Below are 15935 nucleotides of genomic sequence, written 5' to 3'. Positions count from 1 at the left end.
ACGCGCGTAGAAACTCCTGGGAACGGGATTCCGCGGGGCCGTTACCCATTCGTGCCGCTGGCCCGTCACGGCCCGGTGGGCCACCGGGCCGAACGCGGTCGAACGGTACCGGGGCGGGCTACTGCACGGCGTCGATGAGGGCGGCCGCGGTGAACATCTCCACGCCGACGGTGATGGCGTGCTCGTCCACGTCGAAGTCGCCCTGGTGCAGGTCCCGCACCGTGCGCTCGCCGGGCGGCCGGACGCCGAGCCGGGCCATCGCGCCGGGCACGTGCTCCAGGTACCAGGAGAAGTCCTCGCCGCCGAGGCTCTGCTCGGTGCTCTCGACGGCGTCCGTGCCGCGCCGGGCGACCATGGCGGCCTGGAGCAGTTCGGTGCTGGTCACCTCGTTGACGACGGGGGGGACCCCGCGCACGTAGGTGATCTCGGACTTGGCCCGGTGCAGGTTGGCGACCTCGTCGATGGCGCCGACCAGGAGGTCGGGCGCCTGGCGCCAGGCGTCGAGGTCGAGGCAGCGCACGGTGCCCGCGAGCTCGGCGTGCTGCGGGATGACGTTCGGGGCGTGGCCGCAGTCGATCCGGCCCCAGGTCATGGCGAGGCCGCTGCGGCTGTCCACCCGCCGGGCGACGATCGCGGGCACGTCGACGACGACGCGGGCGGCGGCGGTGACCAGGTCGGTCGTCAGGTGCGGCCGGGCGGTGTGCCCGCCGGGCCCGTTCAGGGAGATCTCCAGCCGGTCGCAGGCGGAGGTGATGGGGCCCACCCGCAGCCCGATCTTCCCGGCGTCCACCCGGGGGTCGCAGTGCACGGCCAGGATCCGGCGCACCCCGTCGAGCGCGCCGCCCTCGATGGCGTCGGCGGCGCCGCCGGGCAGCACCTCCTCGGCGGGCTGGAAGATCAGCCGCACGGGCCGGGGCAGCAGGCCCTGCTCGTGCAGGGCGGCCAGGACGAGACCGGTCCCGAGGACGACGGTGGTGTGCACGTCGTGCCCGCAGGCGTGGGCGCGGTCCGGGACGATCGAGCGGTACGGGCACTCGCTCTTGGTGTCCGGGATGGGCAGCGCGTCGATGTCGGCGCGCAGGGCGAGCATGCGCGGCCCGCCGGCCCACTGCCCCGAGTCCGTGCCGATGTCGCAGACGAGCCCGGTGCCGACGGGGAGCACCCGCGGCTTGAGACCGGCCCGCTCGAGCCGCTCCTTGATCGCGGCGGTCGTGCGGAACTCCTGATTGCCCAGCTCGGGGTGCATGTGCAGATCGCGGCGGAAGGCCACGAGCTCGGCGCGCAGCGCCTCGGGAAGGGTGCCGGGAAGCAGCGCTTCCCCGGACGGGTCGGCCTCGGACTCTCGGGACATCAATTGCTTCACCCTTTGAAGGGTAGGACGCCGAGGCGGTCAACTGTCCTGCGATCAACAAAAGTTCAACCCGTTAGGGGAAGAAAAGTTGGCCGTACGGCGCATGGCTGCCGACGGAGGTGGGTAAACTCACCCGCTTTTGGCTGCCCTGCCCGCCTCCGCTTTCCTTGCTGTATCCACGGATACCACGGTACGGGCGTGCCACGCCGGAGTGGTCCACGTCGTGGCCCGGCCGGGTGCCCCTACCCGGCCCCCGTCACCGCCGACAGCCGGTGCGCCCCCCTCGCCGTGCCCGTCACGCCCGACAGGAAGCCGCTCGCCCGGGGTGAGGCGGAGCGGGTGAGCCAGGCGGGGTCGATGTCGCAGACGGCGACGCGGACGTCCGTGCCGGCGAGGGCCAGCGGGAGGGTGTGGACGACCGTGGACGGGAAGCTGAGGACGGTGCGGCCGATGGGGCCGCGGCGGGCGATCAGTTCCAGGGGGAGGTCGGGGCGGACGATCTCCAGGCCGGTCTCGACGGCCAGGCGGTGGAGCTTCTCCGCGCTCTCGCGGCGGTGGGCGAAGTAGCGGGCGGCCCCGTGGGTCTGCGCGAGGCCGCGTACGGCGTCCACGTAGCGGTCGCCGTCCACGACGCCCGTCTCCACCAGGGAGGTGCCGACCATGTCGGCGCCCCTGGTGATGCGGGGCGGGCCGAAGCGGGCACGGGTCCAGGCGAAGGCGTTGGGAGTGACGGTGACGCCGTCCGGGGTGTCGTCCACGGGCATGGCGGAGAAGACCTCCACGTCGCGGCCCCGGGCCGGGGTCAGGCGTCGCCGGGCGGACGCCGAGACGGGGGCGAGGAGCAGGTCGCGGGGGCCGGGCCGGGCGCCCTTGCGGTGCCAGCGGACCAGGCGTTCGCCGCGGGCCAGCTGGGTGACGAACTCCATCGTGGCCGTGCCGTCGTCGACGACGACCAGGTCGCGGGCGCGGGTGATGGTCAGGAGCAGCTGGACGTAGCGGGAGAACGGGTCGCCCATGACGACCCGGTCGGCGCGGCGCAGGGGGGCCGTCAGACCCCCCACCGTGCGGAAGGGGGCCGTGGCGCCGCCCCGCGCCTCCTCCCAGCGGACCTCGTGGCCCTCGCGCCGGGCCAGTTCCGCCATGCGGCGCAGCTGGCCCCGGGTCATGGGGTCCACCGGGGAGAGGACGACGAGGGTGAGCTCCGCGCCGGGCGCACGGGTGTGCGCCCACTCCAGTACGTTCAGCAGCTGTACCGGGCTCTCGACGAAGGCGAGAGTGCGGGAGCCGGTGTTCCCGGCACGGGGGCTCATCGGTGTGCGACCGTCCCGTCGTAGGGCGTGGTGGAGGGTGGGTCAGACCGTGACCGGCTCGCCGGCCGCCGCGGCGATCTCCGCCTCGGCGACGACGCCGGTGACGCGGCGCAGCTTCTTCATGGGGCCGAGTTCAGAGTCGTAGACCTTCTTGACGCCGTCGCCGAGGGAGGCCTCGATGGTGCGGATGTCGCGGACGAGGCGGGCCAGGCCCTGCGGCTCGACCGAGGCGGCCTGGTCGGAGCCCCACATGGCGCGGTCGAGGGTGATGTGGCGCTCGACGAAGGTGGCGCCGAGGGCGACCGCGGCGAGGGTGGTCTGCAGGCCCGTCTCGTGGCCGGAGTAGCCGATCGGGACGTTCGGGTACTCCTGCTGGAGGGTGTTGATCACGCGGAGGTTCAGCTCCTCGGCCTTCGCCGGGTAGGTGGACGTCGCGTGGCACAGCAGGATGTTGTCGCTGCCCAGGACCTCGACCGCGTGGCGGATCTGCCTGGGGGTGGACATGCCCGTGGACAGGATGACCGTGCGGCCCGTGGCGCGCAGGGCGCGCAGCAGCTCGTCGTCGGTCAGGGAGGCGGAGGCGACCTTGTGGGCGGGGACGTCGAACTTCTCCAGGAAGGCGACGGCCTCGGTGTCCCACGGGGAGGCGAACCAGTCGATGTTCCTGGACTTGCAGTAGTCGTCGATCTGCCGGTACTCGTCCTCGCCGAACTCGACGCGGTGGCGGTAGTCGATGTAGGTCATCCGGCCCCAGGGGGTGTCGCGCTCGATGTCCCACTGGTCGCGCGGGGTGCAGATCTCGGGGGTGCGCTTCTGGAACTTGACGGCGTCGCAGCCGGCCTCGGCGGCGGCGTCGATCAGCCTGAAGGCGTTCTCGATGTCGCCGTTGTGGTTGATGCCGATCTCGCCGGTGATGTAGACGGGGCGGCCGGGGCCGGCCTCGCGGGTGCCGAAGGTGCGGGTGCGGGAGTCGGTGCTCATGCCAGGGGGTTCCTTACGTGGGCTGGGTGTGCGTGGGGGTTCAGAGGGAGTCGGGTACGTCGAGGGAGGGGCCGAGGAGCCAGCTCGCGATCTCGCGGACGGCGCCTTCTCCGCCGGGGACGGTGGTGACGGCGCGGGCGGCGCCGCGGACGGCGTCGTGGGCGCTCGCGACGGCCACGGGCCAGCCGACGAGGGCGAAGCACGGCAGGTCGTTGACGTCGTTGCCGACGTAGAGCACCCGCTCGGGGGCGACGCCCTGTTCCTCGCACCACTGCTTGAGGGCGAGGTCCTTGCGGTCGATGCCGTGCAGCACCGGGATCCGGAGCTTGCGGGCGCGGGCGGCGACGACCGGGTTCCGTTCCGTGGACAGGATCAGCATCCTCAGGCCGCTGCGGCGCAGGGCGGCGATGCCGAGTCCGTCGCCGCGGTGCACGGAGACGAACTCCCGTCCGTCGGAGTCGATCAGCACCCGGTCGTCGGTCTGGGTGCCGTCGAAGTCGAGGACGACCGCGTCGATGTCCTCGCCGGCCGGGAGGGCGCCGGGCCGGGCGCCGTCGAGGAGGGGGGCGAGGGCCCGGGCGCGGGCCAGGTCGTGCGGGTCGTCGATCTCCAGGACGCGGGCCGGGTCGGTGCGGACCAGTTCGGTGCGGCCGAAGAAGCGGTGCCGGTGTGCGCGGAAGCCGGCCGCGTCCATGGCGTAGGCGGCGCCGGTCTCCAGGAGGTCCTGGGGGCGGTCCTGGCGGCGGGGGCGGTGGGCCTTGTCGTGGTTGACGCCGTGGCCGCCGTCGCCCTCGCCCTCGCCGTCCCGCCAGACGAAGCCGTGGAAGGGGGCGACGGTGACCGCGGTGTCGGCGCCGCCCTCGGCGACCGCGCCGGCCACCGCGTCGACGTCCTCGCGGACGAGGAAGGGGCTGGTGCACTGCACGAGCAGCACCACGTCGACGGCGGCGCCGTGCAGGGCCTCGTGGGTGTCCATGGCGTGCAGCACCGCGGCCTCGGAGGTGGCCGTGTCCCCGGCGATGGCGGCGGGCCGCAGCACGACCTCGGCGCCGGCCTCGCGGGCGGCGGCGGCGATGGCCCGGTCGTCGGTGGAGACCACGACGTCCGTCACCAGGCGGGTGGCCCGGCACTCGCGGACGGCGCGGGCGACGAGGGGGACGCCGCCGACGGGGGCGAGGTTCTTCGCGGGCACGCCCTTGGAGCCGCCGCGCGCGGGGATGACGGCGAGCACACGGCGCACCGAGGCGTCTCGGCCCGCTCGCGGGTCGTCCGGCTGGGTCATGGGAGGGGCTCCTCGGTCTCCGGGGGCGGGTACGCGGGTGCGGGGTCGGGCGGGGCGCGGGCCGGTCACAGCTCCCCCATCCGCCGGATCACCGGGGCGACGCGCTGGACGCCGTGCCGGTAAGCGCCGCGTGCGGCGCGGCGCACGATCTGGCGGACCGGTCCGGGCGCGCGGTCGGCCGCGGGGGCGCCGGGCAGCGGGCTGCCGTCCGGGGCGAGGTGGTGGCGGGCGAGGATGCCGGGCAGGTAGCCGGGGGCGGTGACGGGCGTGTAGTAGGGGGCCAGCGGGGGCAGGCCGCCGGGCCGGTCGAGCAGCGCGGTGATGCGGGCGCGGGCGGTGTCGAAGGCGGTGGCGTACGTGCCGTCGGCCGCGACGCCCTGCCGGGCGGTCCACACCGGGTCGGGCACGGGCAGGTGGCCGTCGTCGAGCTGGTCCCAGGAGGCGAGGCAGCCGGAGCCGGTGAAGTGGTGGTTGCCGAGGGCCTCGCGCACCCCGAGGTCGGTCAGCACGGCCGTCGGGATGCGGCGGTGCAGGGCCTCCAGGGCGGCCGTGGAGCTGACGGTGACCAGCAGGTCGGTGCGGTCGAGGACGTCGCCCATGTGCCCGTAGACCAGGCGGAAGTTGGGCGGCGGGTCGGCCTTCTGCACCAGCTTCTGGTAGGGCAGCTCCTCGATGTGCGTGGTGTGTTCGCCGGGCTTGGAGCGCAGCTTGAGCAGCACCTCCCGCTCGGGGTGGAGCCGGGCGTGGCCGACGAGCCGGTCGAGCAGGTACGTACGGTCCCGGCGGCTGTCCGGGACGGAGGGCTGGGCGGCGAAGACCACCGTGTACGGGTGGCCGTGCTCGCCGGTGTGCTCCGCCCCGCCCAGGAAGGGCAGCGCGACCTCGGTCACCGCGGAGGCGTCGGCGCCGACCCCCTCGTACACGGCGCGGAAACGGTCCGCGTCCTGGCGGGAGTTGGCGAGGACGAGGTCGGCGCCGTGGCGCAGCAGCAGGCCGTCGGTGAGCTTCTCGTAGACGACGCCGACGTAGCCGGTGACGACGACGGGCCGGCCGGTGCGGCCTTCCCACACGTGTCGCAGGCCGTGCAGCACGGCCTGGACGCCGCCGCCGACCAGGGCGAGGACGAGCACGTCGTACGGCTCCTCGGCCATGACGCGCAGGAACTCGGCGGCGGTCACCTCGCGGAGCGAGTCCGCTTCGGCGCCGACTTCCGCCAGTTGGCGGGCGGTGGGGGTGGCTCGGCCCCGCAGGAGGTAGCCGTCCAGGTGGAGGTCCGCACCGTCGGGGGAGATGCGGGCCGCGGTGAGCGCGCCCCATTTCCACCGGGTGTCGGAATCCGCGAGAACGGCGACTCGCCGGGCCTTCGTTGCACTTGCTGGCACGCCTAAGACGCTAGGAATCCATTTCTAGGAACCGCCCAACCGGAAAGCAACAAAGGGTGAACAGCACGTCGCCGAACGGCGAATCGGTGCACCGGGGGCCGGAAATCCCGTCCGCTTCACGGCTTCGCCATGCCTCGTTCACCTCGCATCAAGACACAGGTAAAGCGGCATGCCGGGCCGGCGCCTAACGTCGCGGACGTGCCCAAGCTCTCCGTCATCGTGCCGTTCTACAACGTGCGGCAATACGCACCCGACACCCTGCGGAGTCTGCGCGCGAACGCGCGGGACGACTTCGAATTCATTCTCGTCGACGACTGTTCGTCCGACGGCACCGCGGACCTCCTCGCGCGCGCTCGGGACGAGCTGCCGGGGGCGGTGCTGGTCCGCCACGAGCGCAACGGCGGCCTGGCGACCGCCCGCAACACCGGCATCGACCGGGCGCGCGGCGAGTACCTGACCTTCCTGGACGGCGACGACTGGCTGGCCCCCGGCCACTACGACCGTCTGGTCGCCGCGATCGAGGGTCTGGGCTGCGACTTCGTGCGCACCGACCACGTGCAGTGCACGGCCAGGTCCCGGGCCGTGTTCCGGGTGCCGCACGGGCGCCGGAACGTCTCCCTGTGCCCGCGCGACGCGATCCTGCCCGCCCACCGCTCCACCTCGGTCGACTACGCGTACGCCTGGGCGGGGATCTACCACCGCCGGCTGGCCGACCGGGGTCTGCTGCACTTCACCGACGGGCTGCGCACGGCCGAGGACCGGCCGTGGATCTGGAAGCTGCACCGGGAGGCGGAGTCCTTCGCGGTGACCGGGCTGCTCGGCGTCTTCTACCGGCGCGGGGTGGCGTCCTCGCTCACCCAGATCGGGGACGTCCGCCAGCTGGACTTCGTCCGCGCCTTCGACCAGGTCGTCGCGGAGACGGCCGCGGACGCCGACGCCGCGCGGCTGCTGCCGAAGGCGGTGCGCACGTACTGCGCGATCATCTCCCACCATCTGGGTTCCATCGAGAGGTTCGAGCCTGCCGTGGCACGCAAACTGAAGGCGATGAGCGCCGCCGCGCTGCGGCGGATGCCGCAGGACGCGCTCGACGAGGTGCTCGCCTCGATGGACACCGAGCGGGCGACGCGGCTGCGCCGGCTGCGCCGCCGTCCGGTGCCGGCCGCGGAGGTGGCCGCGTGAGCACGCAGATCTTCCTGGCGTCGACGCTGTACGGCACGGCCACGCTGGCCGCCGCCCTGGACGCGGGCTGCTTCGAGGCGGCCGACCGGCGGATCCTGCTGGTGTCCAACAACGCGGCGACGCCCGAGACGACGCCGTCCCTGGACGCGATGCCGGGGTTCGAGAAGCTGCGGGACCGGTTCGACGACGTGGTGTCGTGGAACGAGACGGTCTTCCCCTTCCACCCGGGCGGCTGGGCGCCGCGCGTGGACGACGCCCCGATGTGGGAGCGGTACCTGCGGCTGGCCTGGGGGCTCGGGGACGACGACGTGGCACTGGTCGTGGAGTCGATCCAGGTGCAGCCGGCGCTGGGGGTGGCGCAGATGTTCCCGGACGCGCCCCTGACCGTGTACGCGGACGGTCTGATGAGCTACGGGCCGACCCGCAACAAGCTCGACCCGCTGGTCGGCACCCGCGTGGAGCGGCTGCTCCACCTCGACCTGGTGCCGGGGCTCACCCCGCTGCTGCTGACCGAGTTCGGGGTGGGCCCGCAGCTCGTGCCGACCCCGGCGTTCACCGGGGTGCTGGCCGAGCTGGCGGACACCGGCGCCGGCCTGCCGGACGTCGAGGAACCCGCGCTGCTGCTCGGCCAGTACCTGTCGGCGCTGGGCATCCTCTCCGCCGAGGAGGAGGAGGCCCTGCACGTGCGGATGCTCACCGGCGCCGTCGGCCTCGGGCACACCCGGGTGGTGTTCAAGCCGCACCCCACGGCCCCGGCCCGCTTCATCCGCACCCTGGAGGAGGAGGCGGAGCGGCTCGGCGTCGCCCTCACGGTGGTGGACACGCCGGTGCTCGCGGAGGTGCTGTACCAGCGGATGCGCCCGGCGCTGGTGGTCGGCTGCTTCTCCACGGCGCTGCTCACCGCGTCCGCGCTGTACGGCCTGCCGGTCGCGCGGGTCGGCACCGGGGCGCTGCTGGACCGGCTGACGCCGTACGAGAACAGCAACCGGGTGCCCGTCACGATCGTCGACGCGCTGCTGCCCGAGCCGGACGACGCGGCGGCCGTCGCGAAGGGGCGCCCGGGCATGGACACGGACACCCTCGGCGCGCTGGTGCGGGCGGTGGGTTTCGCGATGCAGCCGAAGATCCTGACCGGGCTGCGGCCGGACGCGGAGGAATTCCTGCGCGGGAATCCGGACGCCCGCACCCGGCGGTATTTCAAGAAGCGGCGGCTCACCTCGCTGGGGCTGCCCGGCGGAATTCCGGAGCGGCTGGCCTTCCTGCCGCACAATTCGGCGGCCCGGAAGGTGGTGCGGCGGGCGCGGGCCATTCGGCGCTCGGTCAAACGCTGAGGTGACGCCGGACGACGGGAAGGTGAACCGCGCGGGGGGACCGGCGGCCGTCACCGTTCCGTCGTCCGACGTTCGGCAGAAATTCCCCCGGTGGTCCGCTCGGCGGTGCCGTTCCCGGCCGGGGGCATGCCTAGCCTTGCCCCACCCACCACACACACGTTCCCCGCACGGCTGTTCGCACCGGCCTGTCCGCGGGCGTCCCGACGACGACGGGTGAGGGAACGGCCGAGGGAGACGAGCAGTGACCGAGACGGTCGTGAGCACGACGGCAGCGGGGCCGGGCACGGCGACCGCCCCCACCGCGGAGTCCGGCCCGCCGGTACCGGAGGCGCCGAAGGCGAAGGCGGCGCCGGCCCGGCTGCGGGCCCTGGACGGGCTGCGGCTGGTGGCCGCGCTGATGGTGGCGGCGTACCACTACGGCGGGCGCGGCGGCTCCGTCACCGACGCGTGGGGCAGCTCGGCCCGGCTTCAGTTCCCCACGCTGCACGCCTTCTTCGCCTACGGCTGTCTCGGCGTCCAGGTCTTCTTCGTGATCAGCGGCTTCGTGATCTGCATGAGCGGCTGGGGCCGTTCCCTGACGTCGTTCGTCGCCTCCCGCGCCTCCCGGCTGCTGCCCGCGTACTGGGCGGCGGTGATCCTCGTGACGGCGGTGTTCGCGCTGCCGGTGGTGGTCTACGAGGCGGTGTCGCCGAGCGACGCGCTGGTCAACCTGACGATGCTCCAGCAGCCGCTGGGCGCGGACCGGGTGCTGGGCGTGTGCTGGACGCTGTGGGTGGAGATCCGCTTCTACGCGCTGTTCGCGCTGTGCGTCGTCCTGCCCGGCGCGAACCGCCGGCGCGTCCTGATGTTCTGCGCCGGCTGGCTGTTGGCCGCGGCGCTCGCGCAGGCCGCGCACGAGCCGCTGCTCGAACTGGTGCTGATGCCGGAGTACGCCCCGTTCTTCGTGGGCGGCGTGGGCCTGTACCTCGTCCACCGCGACCGGCGGGACGCGCACGCCTGGGGCCTGGTGGCCGCCGGGTTCCTGATCGGCCAGCACCACGCGGTGCGCGACCTGTGGAACGCCACCGACCCGAACGCCTTCGCGCACCGGACCACCTTCGGCATCGTCCTGGTCGTCGCCCTCGGCTTCGTGGCGGTCGCGGCCGTCGCGCTGGGATGGCTGAACCGGGCGAACTGGCGCTGGCTGACGGTGGCCGGCGCGCTGACGTACCCGTTCTACCTGGTCCACGAGCACCTGGGCTGGGTGGTGATCCGTTTCCTGCACCGCGGGCTGCACGTGCCGTCGGCGGCGACCTTCGCGCTGACGGTGGCCGGGATGCTGGGGCTGGCCTGGCTGCTGCACCGGTTCGTCGAGAAGCCGCTGACGCCGCGGCTGCGGGCGGTCCTCAACCGGTCACATTGAGCGATTCGTGCGATATTCCGCCCACCGGGCCGCGCGCGCCCGCCGCCTTCCGGTGCCGAGGGGGCATCCTCCCCTCATGGCGACCGCGCAAGCTACGCACACGTATCCCGCTGAGCTGAACGACGTCCCCGGCTGGTTCTGGCCGCTCGACCAGGTGCTGTTCTCCTGGTTCCTGGAACGGCAGGAGATCGCGGGCACCCGCGGCGACCTGCTCGAGCTGGGCGCCTACCTCGGCAAGAGCGCGATCCTGCTGGGTCACCACCTGCGGGACGGCGAGAAGCTCACCGTCTGCGACCTGTTCGAGGCGGACGCCCCGGACGAGGCGAACCGGGCCGAGTCGGCGAAGTCGTACTCCACGCTCACCCGGCAGGCCTTCGAGCGGAACTACCTGTCCTTCCACGACACCCTGCCGGCGATCGTCCAGGCCCCGAGCTCCGCGATCACCGGGGAGGTCGCGCCCGGCACCTGCCGCTTCGCCCACGTCGACGCCTCGCACCTGTACGAGCACGTCCACGGGGACATCGGCGCGGCCCGTGACCTGCTGCTGCCCGAGGGCATCGTCGTCCTCGACGACTACCGCACCGAGCACACCCCGGGCGTGGCCGCCGCCGCCTGGGAGGCCGTGCTCGACCGGGGACTGCGCCCGGTCTGCCTGAGCAGCCAGAAGATGTACGGCACCTGGGGCGACCCCGAGCCCGTCCAGGAGGAGTTGCTCGCCGCGCTGCGCGAACGCGACGACGTCGCGGTGACCGTGGAGCAGGCCGCCGGGCACCGGCTGGTGCGGGCCCGCGCCGAGGGCAGGACCGTGCGGCCGCCGTCGCTGCCGGTCTCCCGGCACCGGGCGCCCGCGCCGGGCCCGGCGGGCCGGCAGCCGGGTGCCGCGTCGCTTCCGGGACAGACGAAGGCGGCGCCGCAGGCGGGCCGCACGGCACGGCAGGCGCCCGCACCGTCCCCCCGCGCCCGGGCCCGCCGGCTCGCCGTGGACCTGCTGCCGCCGGTCGTCACCCGGGCGGTGCGCCGTCGGCTGGCCCGGCGGCGGGCCGGGGCTCAGCCGAAGCCGTAGCGCGCCGCGATCCCGTCGATCACCAGCGCCAGCCCTTCCTCGAAGTGCCGGTCGTAGTCCGCGAAGATCTCCGCGCCCGCCGCGGCCGACAGGGGGAAGTCGGCCATCCGGCGGGCGCGTTCGTTCATGTCGTAGCCCTCGCGCCGCTGGTCGGGCAGGGGTGCGACGCCCTGTTCCTCGGTGACGAAACCGAGCGTGTAGACGTACGTCGTCGAGGTCGCCCGCACCGCCTGGGGGAGGGTGAAGCCGGCCGCGGTGAACAGGCGCAGGCCGTCCTCCATCTGTTCGGCGTGCTCCAGGCCGGTGAAGCGTGAGCCGCTGAAGACCTTGGCGCCGTCGCGGTAGCGGAGCAGCGCCGCGCGCAGGCCCCGGTTGGTCTTGAGCAGCCGTTCGCGCCAGGTGTCGCCCGGGTCGAGCGAGCCCTCGGCGACCATCCGGCGGTACATCTCGGTGGCCATCTCGTCGAGCAGGGCCTGTTTGTCCTTGAAGTGCCAGTACAGGGCGGGCGCCTTGACGTCCAGTTCCCGGGCGATGGTGCGCAGGGTCAGGCCGTCGAGGCCCACCTCGTTCAGCAGCTTCAGCGCCGTGTCCGCGACCCGTCGGCGGTCGAGGGGGGCGCGCCGTTCCGTTCCCACGCCCACAGCTTGACACCTTAACGCCGTTAAGGGGATCCTCGGGGGCAGGCGGCACTTAACAGCGTTAAGGAGAAGCGGCATGCACACGGACGTCCTGATCGTCGGCGCGGGCCCCACCGGACTCGCGCTCGGCATCGACCTGGCCCGGCGGGGCGTGGACGCGCTGGTGGTGGAGCGGGAGGGGACACTGTTCCCCGGATCGCGCGGCAAGGGCCTCCAGCCCCGCACCATGGAGGTCTTCGACGACCTGGGCGTCCTCGGCGCGATCCACGCGGCCGGCGGCGGCTACCCGGTCGGCATGATCTGGAAGAACGGCGAGCGGGTCGGCGAACACCACATGTTCGACCCGGCCGAGCCGAGCGAGGACTCGCCGTACAACAGGGCGTGGATGGTGCCGCAGTGGCGCACGCAGGAGATCCTGGCGGCACGGCTCGCGGAACTGGGTGGCGAGATCGCCTTCGGGCACGAGGTCGTCGGCGTCTCGCAGGACGACGAGAGCGTCACCGCGCACCTCTCCTCGGGCGGGACGGTGCGCGCCCGCCACCTGGTCGCGGCGGACGGCGGCCGGTCGGCGGTGCGCCGCGCGCTGGGCATCGGCATGACCGGCGAGCCCGTCGACCCGAATCCCACGCTGGTGGCGGACGTCCGGATCAACGGCCTGGACCGGGACAACTGGCACGTCTTCCCGCCGCACGAGGGCGACGGGTTCCTCGCCGTCTGCCCTCTGGCCGGCACCGAGGACTTCCAGGTGATGGCGCGGTTCCCGGAGGGCGCGGACGTGGACACCTCCCCCGACGGCGTCCGCAAGGTCGTCGCGGAGCGTTCGCACATCGCCGTCGAGGACGTGACCGAGATCCGCTGGGCCTCCGACTTCCGGCCGCGGGCGGCCCTGGCCGACCGTTTCCGCGCGGGCCGGGTCTTCCTCGCCGGCGACGCGGCGCACGTGCACTCACCCGCGGGCGGTCAAGGGCTGAACACCAGCGTCCAGGACGCCTACAACCTGGGCTGGAAGCTGGACGCGGTGCTGACGGGCGGCGCCCCGGCCACGCTCCTGGACAGCTACGAGGAGGAACGGCGCCCGGTCGCCGCGGAGATGCTCGGCCTGTCGACCGCCGTCCACCGCGGCGAGGTGCGGCGCGGCGGGGCGACCCGGCAACTGGGGATCGGCTACCGGGAGTCGTCCCTGACGACGGAGACGCGCGCCGTCCCGGACGGTGCCCTGCGGGCCGGCGACCGCGCGCCCGACGGCACGGTGGACGGCGTCCGGCTCTTCGACGCGTTCCGCGGACCGCACTGGACGCTGCTGGCCCTGGGCACCGGGGCGCCGCCGGTGCCGGAGCCGGTGTCCGTGGTCCGGGGGCCCGGGCACCGGGCGTACGGGACGGGACTGTTCCTGGTCCGGCCGGACGGCCACGTCGGCTGGGCGGGCGAGGACCCGGCCGGCCTCGACGGCTACCTGGCCCGCTTCGGCCTGGTCTGACGGCCGGTGCCTAGGCGCCGGCCATCGACAGCTTCACCGCGAAGCCCAGGAACAGCGCTCCCGCCGCCGTGGTGGCCCCCGCCGACAGCCGCTTGCGGCGGCTGAAGGCGGCGGCCAGCCTGGTGCCGCTGAAGATCAGCGCGCTGAGGTAGAGGAAGCTGAAGAACTGGGCGAAGGCGCCGAGGACGACGAAGGACAGGGCGGGGTAGGCGTAGCCCGGGTCGACGAACTGCACGAAGAAGGCGACGAAGAAGAGGATCGCCTTCGGGTTGAAGAGGCTGACGACCAGTGCCCGGCGGAAGGGCCGCTCGTCCCCGGCCACGGGGGCGGCGGCGTCGGGCGCCGCCTGCTCCCGGCGCGTCCGCCACATCCCCCACGCGGCCCGCATCATCCCGACCGCGAGCCACGTGAGGTAGCCGGCGCCGGCGTACTTCACGATCCCGAACAGCACGGCGTTGGCCTGGAGCAGCGAGGCCACCCCGGCGGCCGACAGGGTCATCAGCACCGTGTCCCCGCACCAGACCCCGGCGGCGGCCGTGTACCCGGCGCGCACGCCCCGACGGGCGGCCACGGAGAGGACGTAGAGGGAGTTGGGGCCGGGCAGCAGGACGATGAGGGCAAGGCCCGCCAGGTAGGTGGGGAGGTCGATGACGCCGAACATGGAGGGAGTGTCGCACGGGGGTGCGACACTCCGTACCGGCGTTCCAGCCGTCGGTACGGACGCGCACGCAGCGCGTCCGACGGGTGATCAGAAACGCGCTCAGAAGGCGTCCGAGGGCACGTACGTCCCCCACACCTCGCGCAGCGCGTCGCACACCTCGCCCACCGTGGCCCGGGCCCGCAGCGCGTCCTTCATCGGGTAGAGGACGTTGTCCTCGCCCTCGGCGGCCTTCTTCAGGGCGGTCAGGGCCGTGTCCACCGCCTGCTGGTCGCGCTCGGCACGGAGTCTGGCGAGGCGTTCGGCCTGCTGGGCCTCGATGGCCGGGTCGACGCGGAGCGGCTCGTACGGCTCCTCCTCGTCGAGCTGGTAGCGGTTGACGCCGACGACGACCCGCTCGCCGGAGTCGGTCTCCTGGGCGATGCGGTAGGCGCTGCGCTCGATCTCGCTCTTCTGGAAGCCGTGCTCGATGGCGTTGACCGCGCCGCCGAGGTCCTCGACCTTCCGCATCAGCTCCAGGGCTGCGGCCTCGACGTCGTCGGTCATCTTCTCGACGACGTAGGACCCGGCGAACGGGTCGACCGTCGCCGTCACGTCCGTCTCGTAGGCGAGGACCTGCTGCGTGCGCAGCGCGAGGCGGGCGGACTTGTCGGTCGGCAGCGCGATGGCCTCGTCGAAGGAGTTGGTGTGCAGCGACTGGGTGCCGCCGAGGACGGCCGCCAGGCCCTGGACGGCGACGCGGACCAGGTTCACCTCGGGCTGCTGGGCCGTCAGCTGGACGCCGGCCGTCTGGGTGTGGAAGCGCAGCATCAGCGACTTGGGGTTCCGCGCGCCGAACTCCTCCTTCATCACCCGCGCCCAGATCCGGCGGGCCGCGCGGAACTTGGCGACCTCCTCCAGGATCGTCGTGCGGGCCACGAAGAAGAAGGAGAGGCGGGGCGCGAAGTCGTCGACGTCCATGCCGGCCGCGACCGCCGTGCGCACGTACTCGATGCCGTCCGCGAGGGTGAACGCGATCTCCTGCACGGGGGACGCGCCCGCCTCGGCCATGTGGTAGCCGGAGATCGAGATGGTGTTCCACTTGGGGATCTCGGCCCGACAGTACTTGAAGATGTCCGCGATCAGCCGCAGCGACGGCTTGGGCGGGAAGATGTACGTCCCGCGCGCGATGTACTCCTTCAGCACGTCGTTCTGGATCGTGCCGGTCAGCTTGTCGGCGCTGACGCCCTGCTCCTCCGCGACGAGTTGGTAGAGCAGGAGCAGCAGCGAGGCGGGCGCGTTGATCGTCATGGACGTGGAGACCTTGTCCAGCGGGATCCCGTCGAACAGCACCCGCATGTCGTCGATCGAGTCGATCGCCACGCCGACCTTGCCGACCTCGCCCGAGGCGATCGGGGCGTCGGAGTCGTGGCCCATCTGGGTGGGCAGGTCGAAGGCGACGGACAGGCCCGTCGTGCCGTTGGCGATCAGCTGCTTGTAGCGGGCGTTGGACTCCGTCGCCGTGCCGAAACCGGCGTACTGGCGCATCGTCCAGGGGCGGCCGGTGTACATCGTCGGGTACACGCCGCGGGTGAAGGGGTACCGCCCCGGCTCGCCCAGCTTCTCGGCCGGGTCCCAGCCCTCCTGGGTGCCGGGTCCGTAGACCGGTTCGATGGGCAGTCCGCTCTCGGTGGACCGAGCACCGCCCGACTCGCGCGTCATGGTGTGTTGCCTCCCGCTGAGCATGTGTTCGAGCTGCTCGAACTGCCCGTCAGTTACTCGCCAGTACAGACCGACCCTCCGACGGAGGGTATCGGCGGGCGCGCGCCCGGGTGGAGGGGCACACGCTGGGACCTTCCTCACAGCCGCGTTGCGGTCCCGGTCACAACGATGCCGCGCCGT

The 15935-nt window shown here is 73.2% G+C and carries 13 protein-coding genes; 5 read left to right on the top strand and 8 right to left on the bottom strand.

The window, feature by feature from the left end; translation table 11 throughout:
* Nucleotides 1-118: 118 nt before the first annotated feature.
* From ACZ4V6_RS19505 to ACZ4V6_RS19485, 5 genes are all read right to left on the bottom strand, one after another.
* Nucleotides 119-1351 carry a M20 family metallopeptidase gene (locus ACZ4V6_RS19505; protein WP_467828773.1) on the bottom strand — a complete coding sequence of 411 codons (1233 nt, stop codon included), beginning with the start codon at nucleotides 1349-1351 and terminating at the stop codon, nucleotides 119-121.
* Between the two features lie 242 nt (nucleotides 1352-1593).
* Nucleotides 1594-2661, bottom strand: coding sequence for a hypothetical protein (locus ACZ4V6_RS19500; protein WP_467828771.1), 1068 nt, complete (start codon nucleotides 2659-2661; stop codon nucleotides 1594-1596).
* A 42-nt stretch (nucleotides 2662-2703) separates the two neighbouring features.
* Nucleotides 2704-3642 (bottom strand): N-acetylneuraminate synthase family protein, encoded by a 939-nt coding sequence (locus tag ACZ4V6_RS19495; RefSeq protein WP_467828769.1) that lies wholly within the window; start codon nucleotides 3640-3642, stop codon nucleotides 2704-2706.
* Nucleotides 3643-3682: 40 nt separating this feature from the next.
* Nucleotides 3683-4924: a cytidylyltransferase domain-containing protein gene (locus ACZ4V6_RS19490; RefSeq protein WP_467828767.1), complete on the bottom strand. Its 1242-nt coding sequence runs from the start codon at nucleotides 4922-4924 to the stop codon at nucleotides 3683-3685.
* 65 nt (nucleotides 4925-4989) lie between these two features.
* A complete protein-coding gene (locus ACZ4V6_RS19485; RefSeq protein ID WP_467828765.1) occupies nucleotides 4990-6306 on the bottom strand; it encodes a DUF6716 putative glycosyltransferase in 1317 nt (438 codons plus the stop codon).
* A gap of 198 nt (nucleotides 6307-6504) precedes the next feature.
* Here ACZ4V6_RS19485 and ACZ4V6_RS19480 point away from each other — a divergent pair, with 198 nt between their 5' ends.
* The 4 genes from ACZ4V6_RS19480 (at nucleotide 6505) to ACZ4V6_RS19465 (ending at nucleotide 11281) form a co-directional block, all read left to right on the top strand.
* On the top strand, nucleotides 6505-7485 hold the full coding sequence (locus ACZ4V6_RS19480; RefSeq protein WP_467828763.1) for a glycosyltransferase family 2 protein: 981 nt from the start codon (nucleotides 6505-6507) through the stop codon (nucleotides 7483-7485).
* Complete coding sequence (locus tag ACZ4V6_RS19475; protein WP_467828761.1) at nucleotides 7482-8816, top strand: polysialyltransferase family glycosyltransferase; 1335 nt, start codon at nucleotides 7482-7484, stop codon at nucleotides 8814-8816. Before ACZ4V6_RS19480 ends, ACZ4V6_RS19475 begins: the two co-directional genes overlap by 4 nt.
* A gap of 241 nt (nucleotides 8817-9057) precedes the next feature.
* Nucleotides 9058-10218: an acyltransferase family protein gene (locus ACZ4V6_RS19470; protein ID WP_467828759.1), complete on the top strand. Its 1161-nt coding sequence runs from the start codon at nucleotides 9058-9060 to the stop codon at nucleotides 10216-10218.
* A 76-nt stretch (nucleotides 10219-10294) separates the two neighbouring features.
* Complete coding sequence (locus tag ACZ4V6_RS19465; RefSeq protein WP_467828756.1) at nucleotides 10295-11281, top strand: class I SAM-dependent methyltransferase; 987 nt, start codon at nucleotides 10295-10297, stop codon at nucleotides 11279-11281.
* On the opposite strand, the gene ACZ4V6_RS19460 is transcribed toward ACZ4V6_RS19465, so the two are convergent.
* A complete protein-coding gene (locus tag ACZ4V6_RS19460; protein ID WP_467828754.1) occupies nucleotides 11266-11916 on the bottom strand; it encodes a TetR/AcrR family transcriptional regulator C-terminal domain-containing protein in 651 nt (216 codons plus the stop codon). The two genes, ACZ4V6_RS19465 and ACZ4V6_RS19460, sit on opposite strands and share 16 nt — an antisense overlap.
* 79 nt (nucleotides 11917-11995) lie before the next feature.
* Between ACZ4V6_RS19460 and ACZ4V6_RS19455 the strand changes: the two genes are divergently transcribed.
* The gene (locus ACZ4V6_RS19455) at nucleotides 11996-13396 is read left to right on the top strand and encodes an FAD-dependent oxidoreductase (RefSeq protein ID WP_467828752.1); all 1401 of its coding nucleotides are present in this window, start codon (nucleotides 11996-11998) and stop codon (nucleotides 13394-13396) included.
* A 10-nt stretch (nucleotides 13397-13406) separates the two neighbouring features.
* Here ACZ4V6_RS19455 and leuE read toward each other — a convergent pair whose 3' ends face one another.
* Both leuE and ACZ4V6_RS19445 read right to left on the bottom strand, forming a co-directional pair.
* Nucleotides 13407-14057: a leucine efflux protein LeuE gene (leuE, locus tag ACZ4V6_RS19450; protein WP_467828750.1), complete on the bottom strand. Its 651-nt coding sequence runs from the start codon at nucleotides 14055-14057 to the stop codon at nucleotides 13407-13409.
* Nucleotides 14058-14156: 99 nt separating this feature from the next.
* Nucleotides 14157-15755: an acyl-CoA mutase large subunit family protein gene (locus ACZ4V6_RS19445; protein WP_467828748.1), complete on the bottom strand. Its 1599-nt coding sequence runs from the start codon at nucleotides 15753-15755 to the stop codon at nucleotides 14157-14159.
* Nucleotides 15756-15935: the final 180 nt, after the last annotated feature.

The sequence above is a fragment of the Streptomyces sp. NPDC029152 genome, from assembly GCF_055564355.1.
This window is presented reverse-complemented; position numbering and strand designations above follow the sequence as displayed.